Genomic DNA, 6342 nt, shown 5'->3' on the forward strand with positions numbered 1-6342 from the left:
CCTGACCCTGGCCCGTGGTCGCGCGCTGGGCTGCGTCGGCAAATGGCCGCCGCTGGTGCAGGCGTTCTGGAAGCGCGCCGCCGGCGTTTGACGCAAAAAGGGGACGGAGGGGATCAAGTCGTATGTGCACATACGACTTGATCCCCTCCGTCCCCTTTTTCAATCAACCAGCCAACCGGCCAGGTCGGCACGATCCAGCTTGCCGCGACGCTTGACGTCCAACGCATTGAATTCATCGGCCAGTGCCGGATTGGCCTGCGCTTCCTCGCGGCTGATGAAGCCATCGCCGTTCACATCCAGCGCGGCGAAGTGGATGCGGTATTGGCCAAGCACGCTGCTCGGTTCCAGCGAGCGCACGGTCACCTGTGCCTCGCCGGCGGGCTGTGTGATCTGCACGCTGCGGGTGACCCGGCCAGCATCCAGCGGCTGCTGGCGGATCGCGCCACCGGTCGGGCCCAGCGGTTGGCTCTGGGCCGGCGTGTGCGGCAGCTGCTGGGCCATCGCCGGTGGGGCCATCAGCAGGACGGCCAGCAGTGCAATCGAACGACCTTGCATGGGTTGTTCCTCCTTGGTAGCGCGGAGCCCGCCCCGGCGGACACCGCAGTGTCAGCGCAGCGGCGAAGCCAGTACGGTGATCTCTTCGCGGTCGTGGTACAGCTGCTTGGCGCGCACCACCAGCGGCTTGCCGGCCTGGTCCTGGAACAGGTCCAGGCACAGCCGGGTCTCGTCCCAGCGCTTCTTCATCGGCAGCTTCAGGTTGAAGATCGCGTGCCTGCACCAGCCCTCGCGGAACCAGGTCGCCATGCGTTCGGCCACGCGGCGCGGCTGCTCGACCATGTCGCAGACCATCCAGTCCAGCGGCTGCTCAGGGTGCCAGTGGAAGCCATCGGCGCGCAGGTGCTCGACCAGGCCGGTGTCCAGCACGTGCTGGCGCAGCGGGCCGTTGTCGATGCTCAACACCTGCATGTGCTGGCGGGTCAGCACCCAGGTCCAGCCGCCGGGTGCGGCGCCGAGGTCGGCCGCGCGCATGCCGGGCTTGGCCAGCGCCTCACGCTCTTCCGGTGTCAGCAGGGTCAGCAGCGCTTCGTCCAGCTTCAGCGCCGAACGCGAAGGCGCTTCGGGCAGCAGCTTCAGGCGCGGGATGCCCAGTGCCCACGGCGCGCTGTCGGCCGGGTCGGCCACGCAGACGAAGGCGTGGGTGCCGTCGACAAACACCACGTGCAGGCGCGGCAGGCGGTTGTTTGGCTTGTCGGTCAGCTTGCCGGCCTTGCGCAGCGCCGGGCGCAGTGCATTGCCGAAGGCACGGGCCAGACCGGACAGTGGCTTGCCGGCGTCCGAATCGGGGTGTTCCACCCACAGGTCACCGAAGCGCGGCGCATCGGCCAGGACTTCGAGCATCGGGGAGATGCGGTCGGCCGGGTCCAGCTGCGGCAATTCGGCCAGCACCACCAGCTTCTGCCGCGCGAAGATCAGCTCGCGCCAGCGCAGGCGTGGCGCCAGCGCAGCCGCCTCGTCGCACATGAACAGCACGTAGCCGTCATTGCGCTGGGTACGCGCATAGCCGGCGAAACCGGCTTCGCCGGCACGGAACTGCAACTCGCCGGCCAACTCGGGCTCGAAGCCCTGCCGGCACAGGCATAGCAGGCCGATGCCGGCCTCAGTAACGGGCGCCATCGCTTTCCCCATAGGCGCGCAGCACGCTGCGTGCGGCGTCGCGGTTCAGGCCCTGAACCACCTCGATGCCGCGCTTGTTGAGTTCACCCACCCAGTCGGCGGGCAGCGGGCCTTCGTCGAACGGAGTCAGTTCCTCGACGTCGGCCGAGTTGGCGCCGATCAGCAGCCGGTCGATGCCGGCCCACACGGTGGCGCCGTAGCACTGGCAGCACGGCTGCGAGCTGGTGGCCAGGGTGACCGGCGACAGCACTGCGTTCAGGCGTGGGGTCTGCAGGCGCTGCTGGGCGAGCATGTAGGCCATGTTCTCGGCATGCGCCAGCGAGGTCGCATGCGGCATCACCCGGTTCACGCCGGCGGCGATGACCTTGTCGTCCGGTCCGAACACCACGGCACCGAACGGGCCGCCACTGGCGTGCTCGACGTTCAGCCGCGACAGCTCGATCGCCAGCGCGACCTTGGCCTCATCGCCCGGATATCGACGATCCAGGTCGATCTGGTCGTGGATCCAGGCGGGAAGGGTCAGGTGGACTTGCGCGTACAGCATCGCGGGGGTGCCTCGTAGGGATGGAAGAAAGTGCGGTTGCTTGGGAAACCGGCGCGCAGTGTAGCCGCCCCGGCCTGTATCGGGTGTAGCGGCGGATCAGCCTGGCGCGCCGGAGCGGATCATCGGAAGGTCCTGTGCGTCCGCTGCGCCGATCACGGCCTGCAAGGTCACCAGGTCCACCCAGGCCTGGAAGCCGGACGACAGCGATGCCTGCTCATCGGCTCCGTTGGCGTGGGGAGGAGGGCGGTGGAGGTCGGGGTCACGTCAGGCCTGTGAATGGATGGGGCGGAACATTCAGGCAGGGCCTGGGGCTATCGCTCGAGTGCGTCGAGTTCGGCGCGATATCGCTGCGCGTCGGGCTGCTGCTGCGGATCGTTGCCGTGGTCGCGCAGCCAGGTTTCCAGTTCGCGGCGATAGCCCGCGCGGAAATCGGCATTGCCCGGGCTGAAGTGCAGCTTGCGTGCCGCCACTTCCACCCGCTCGCGCGCGCTGGCCCGGGCCTGGGCCAGCCCGTGCGGCGATTCGTTGGTGAGGATGACGAAGTTGCGTGGGAAACCCGGCGTGTACTTCACCACGAACGGCTGGTCCTGCGCCGGAATGCGGATCGCGTTTTCCAGCGGCCACAGCGAGGCGGTGTTGGTGTGGAACACCACCTCCACATCGCGCCCTTCGGCGGTACGCAGCACCGCTTCGTAGCGCCAGATGTACTGTTCGTTGAGCGTGGAATTGGTTTCCTCGGCCTTGACGATCACCGCTTCACCACGCTCGCCCACCACGTTGAGGAAGGTGGCGTTGAGGAAGCTGCCGAGGAACATGTTGAGCATCGCCAGCGGGAACACCACGATGGCGTAGCCCGGAAAGCGCCGCCACCACGAGACCAGCCCGGCCAGCACCATCGCTGCAAAGAACGTCAGCAGCGGATGCTGCGAGATGAACCAGAGCAGGACGGAAAGGGCGGTGATCATTGTCGGTGGCGTGCGGGCGCCCTCCAGGCGCCCGCGCAGGTCCTCAGGCCGACCAGGTGTCGCGCAGGGTCACGCTGCGGTTGAACACCGGCTTGGCCTCGGTGTGGTCGCGGCGGTCGGCGACGAAGTAGCCGGTGCGCTCGAACTGGAACGACTGCTCCGGTGCGGCGCTGGCCGCAGCCGGCTCGACATAGCCGGTGACCGTGCGGCGGGATTCCGGGTTGAGGTAATCGCGGTAGGTCTTGCCTTCCGATTCGTCGTCCGGGTTCGGCACCGAGAACAGGCGGTCGTACAGGCGGATCTCGGCCGGCACGCCGTGCACGGCGCTGACCCAGTGGATGGTGCCCTTGACCTTGCGGTTGGCGCCTTCCATGCCCGGCCGCGATTCCGGATCCAGCCAGCCGCGCAGCTCGGTGATGGTGCCGTCGGCATCCTTGATCACTTCATCGCAGCGGATGATGCCGGCGCCGCGCAGGCGCACTTCGCCGCCCGGGACCAGGCGCTTCCAGCCCTTGGGCGGTACTTCGGCGAAGTCCTCGCGGTCGATCCACACTTCGCGTGCGAACGGCACTTCGCGGCTGCCGAAGCTCTCGTCCTTCGGGTGGTTGCTGAAGGTCAGCTGTTCTTCATGGCCTTCCGGCAGGTTGGTCAGCACCAGCTTGACCGGATCGATCACCGCCATGCGGCGCGGCGCGGCGCTGTCCAGGTCTTCGCGCAGCGCGCCTTCCAGCACGCTGAAGTCGATCAGTGAATTCTGCTTGCTGATGCCCACGCGCTCGGCGAACAGGCGCATCGCCGCCGGAGTGTAGCCGCGGCGACGCAGGCCCTGCAGGGTCGGCATGCGCGGGTCTTCCCAGCCGTCCACCAGCTGCTCGGTGACCAGCGCCATCAGCTTGCGCTTGCTCATCACCGTGTAGTTGATGTTCAGGCGCGAGAATTCGATCTGGCGCGGCTTGGCCGCTTCGCGCGGCAGGCCGGCGTCGACCAGCGGCTGGGTCAGCGTGTCGTCATGGGCGAAATCGACGTTGTCCACGCACCAGTCGTACAGCGGGCGGTGGTCTTCGAATTCCAGCGTGCACAGCGAGTGGGTGATGCCCTCGATCGAATCGCCCAGCGCATGGGCGAAGTCGTACATCGGGTAGATCGGCCACGCGTTGCCGGTGTTCTGGTGCTCGACGTGCTTGATGCGGTACAGCGCCGGGTCGCGCAGGTTGATGTTGCCGCTGGCCATGTCGATCTTGGCGCGCAGGGTGCGCGCGCCATCCGGGAATTCACCGGCGCGCATGCGGCGGAACAGGTCGAGGTTCTCCTCGATGCTGCGGTCGCGCCACGGCGACGGGCGGCCCGGCTCGGTCAGGGTGCCGCGGTAGGCGCGCACTTCCTCGGCCGACAGGTCGCAGACGTAGGCCTTGCCCTGTTCGATCAGCTTCTCGGCGGCCAGGTAGTAGGCCTGGAAGTAGTCCGAGGCATGGCGCAGCTCGTTCCACTCGAAGCCCAGCCAGCGCACGTCGTCCTGGATCGCGGCCACGTATTCCGGATCTTCCTTGGCCGGGTTGGTGTCGTCGAAGCGCAGGTTGCAGACGCCGCTGAATTCACCGGCGATGCCGAAGTTCAGGCAGATCGACTTGGCATGGCCGATGTGCAGGTAGCCGTTCGGCTCCGGCGGGAAGCGGGTCTTGATCGCCTGGTGCTTTCCGCTGGCCAGGTCCTCGCGCACGATCTGGCGGATGAAATCGCGCTTCTCGTGGCTGTCGGCGGGGGTCTCGGGGCTGGCGGGGGTGTGCTCGGACATGAGTCTGGGGCGAAAAAGGGCAGAAAGACCAACAGTCTAGCGCGTACCGGGCGGGGTTGCCCGGTGGGGCATGGGATGCCACCAGTGGCCGGCACTACCTGCATGGCCGGCATCCGCCGTCACCGCCAGCATTCAGCCCGCGGGCGTATGCTGGACCCCTGCCCCGAGGAGCCGCCGCATGCACATCGTGTACAAGGCCGACAACCTGTTCGACGCCCATCTGGTCAAGCACGCGCTGGAGGATGCCGGGATTCCGGCCTTCGTGTTCGGCGAGTCGTTGCTGGGCGGCATGGGCGAGCTGCCGCTGTTTGGTGTGCTGCGGGTGGGAATCCCCGATGCGGCGCGCCCGCAGGCCGAAGACATCGTGGCGGCGCTGGACTTGGGCCACGCGCCGGACGCCCCCATTTCAGATGCAGACGACATAGCCGGCCTTCCGGCGTAGGAGCGCATCATGTTGGGAATTGGCCAGGGCATCCTCGGCATCGGCGCCTTCAAGCAGCGCCTGCCGCGGCCGGAAGAGGCGCTGCCGGGGCGCGAGCAGCCGCTGCCGCTGCACAGCAACCAGCACTTCGTGAACAGCCATCCGCTGAAGGACCGTTTTGCCGGCCTGCAGCAGATCCGCTTTGCGATGGGTTGCTTCTGGGGCGCCGAGCGCAAGTTCTGGACCGAACCGGGCGTGTACAGCACCTCGGTCGGCTATGCCGGTGGCATCACGCCGAACCCGACCTATGAAGAGGTCTGCTCGGGCCTGACCGGCCACACCGAAGTGGTGCAGGTGGTGTTCGATCCGGCAGTAGTGAGCCTGGAACGCCTGCTGCAGCTGTTCTGGGAGAGTCACGATCCGACCCAGGGCATGCGCCAGGGCAACGATACCGGCACCCAGTACCGCTCGGCGATCCACGCCACCGACGAGGCGCAGTACGCGGCGGCGCTGGCCAGCCGCGAGGCCTACCAGGCGCAGCTGGATGCGGCCGGCTACGGCCCGATCACCACCGAGATCGTGTACCCGGCACCGGCGTACTACTACGCCGAGGACTATCACCAGCAGTACCTGGCGAAGAATCCGAACGGCTACTGCGGTATTGGCGGCACCGGCGTGAGCTGCCCGATCGGGTTGGATGTGGAAGCGCCGCGCTGACGCGCGGTGGTCCGCCTGCGGCGGGCAACGTCAACGGCTGAAAGCCAAAGCCAAAGCCAAAGCCAAAGCCAAAGCCAAAGCGGCTCTGGGTTGCTGCTTGTTGGGTGGGGCGGTGGGGGTTGGCAGGAAGAAGACGCGAAAACCCCGCTGGGGGGGCCGATGGCCCGCCCCCAGGCGCCCACAGGACTGTCCCACCCCACCCCCCACCCCCCCCGCCAGACTCCCCTGG

At 67.6% G+C, this 6342-nt stretch carries 7 protein-coding genes and 1 pseudogene; 2 read left to right on the top strand and 6 right to left on the bottom strand.

Annotation, left to right across the window (positions count from 1 at the left end; all coding sequences use genetic code 11):
• Window positions 1-159: 159 nt before the first annotated feature.
• The 6 genes and pseudogenes from ARC23_RS19410 to ARC23_RS19430 form a co-directional block, all read right to left on the bottom strand.
• Window positions 160-555, bottom strand: a complete 396-nt coding sequence (locus ARC23_RS19410) for an EF-hand domain-containing protein (RefSeq protein WP_057498711.1) — start codon at window positions 553-555, stop codon at window positions 160-162.
• Window positions 556-606: 51 nt separating this feature from the next.
• Complete coding sequence (gene rlmM / locus ARC23_RS19415) at window positions 607-1674, bottom strand: 23S rRNA (cytidine(2498)-2'-O)-methyltransferase RlmM (protein ID WP_057498712.1); 1068 nt, start codon at window positions 1672-1674, stop codon at window positions 607-609.
• Window positions 1658-2218, bottom strand: coding sequence for a nucleoside deaminase (locus tag ARC23_RS19420; protein WP_004154307.1), 561 nt, complete (start codon window positions 2216-2218; stop codon window positions 1658-1660). Before ARC23_RS19420 ends, rlmM begins: the two co-directional genes overlap by 17 nt.
• Window positions 2219-2335: 117 nt before the next feature.
• A pseudogene (locus ARC23_RS21390) lies at window positions 2336-2452 on the bottom strand (DUF6348 family protein); the annotation flags it as partial.
• A gap of 77 nt (window positions 2453-2529) precedes the next feature.
• Window positions 2530-3183, bottom strand: coding sequence for a hypothetical protein (locus ARC23_RS19425; protein ID WP_057498713.1), 654 nt, complete (start codon window positions 3181-3183; stop codon window positions 2530-2532).
• Between the two features lie 43 nt (window positions 3184-3226).
• Window positions 3227-4975, bottom strand: coding sequence for a glutamine--tRNA ligase/YqeY domain fusion protein (locus tag ARC23_RS19430; RefSeq protein ID WP_057498714.1), 1749 nt, complete (start codon window positions 4973-4975; stop codon window positions 3227-3229).
• Window positions 4976-5153: 178 nt separating this feature from the next.
• Here ARC23_RS19430 and ARC23_RS19435 point away from each other — a divergent pair, with 178 nt between their 5' ends.
• Window positions 5154-5417, top strand: coding sequence for a putative signal transducing protein (locus tag ARC23_RS19435; RefSeq protein WP_010481810.1), 264 nt, complete (start codon window positions 5154-5156; stop codon window positions 5415-5417).
• A gap of 30 nt (window positions 5418-5447) precedes the next feature.
• Window positions 5448-6113: a peptide-methionine (S)-S-oxide reductase MsrA gene (msrA, locus tag ARC23_RS19440; RefSeq protein ID WP_057498715.1), complete on the top strand. Its 666-nt coding sequence runs from the start codon at window positions 5448-5450 to the stop codon at window positions 6111-6113.
• Window positions 6114-6342: the final 229 nt, after the last annotated feature.

Origin of the sequence: Stenotrophomonas beteli (assembly GCF_001431665.1) — a bacterium.
GTDB lineage: Bacteria > Pseudomonadota > Gammaproteobacteria > Xanthomonadales > Xanthomonadaceae > Stenotrophomonas > Stenotrophomonas beteli.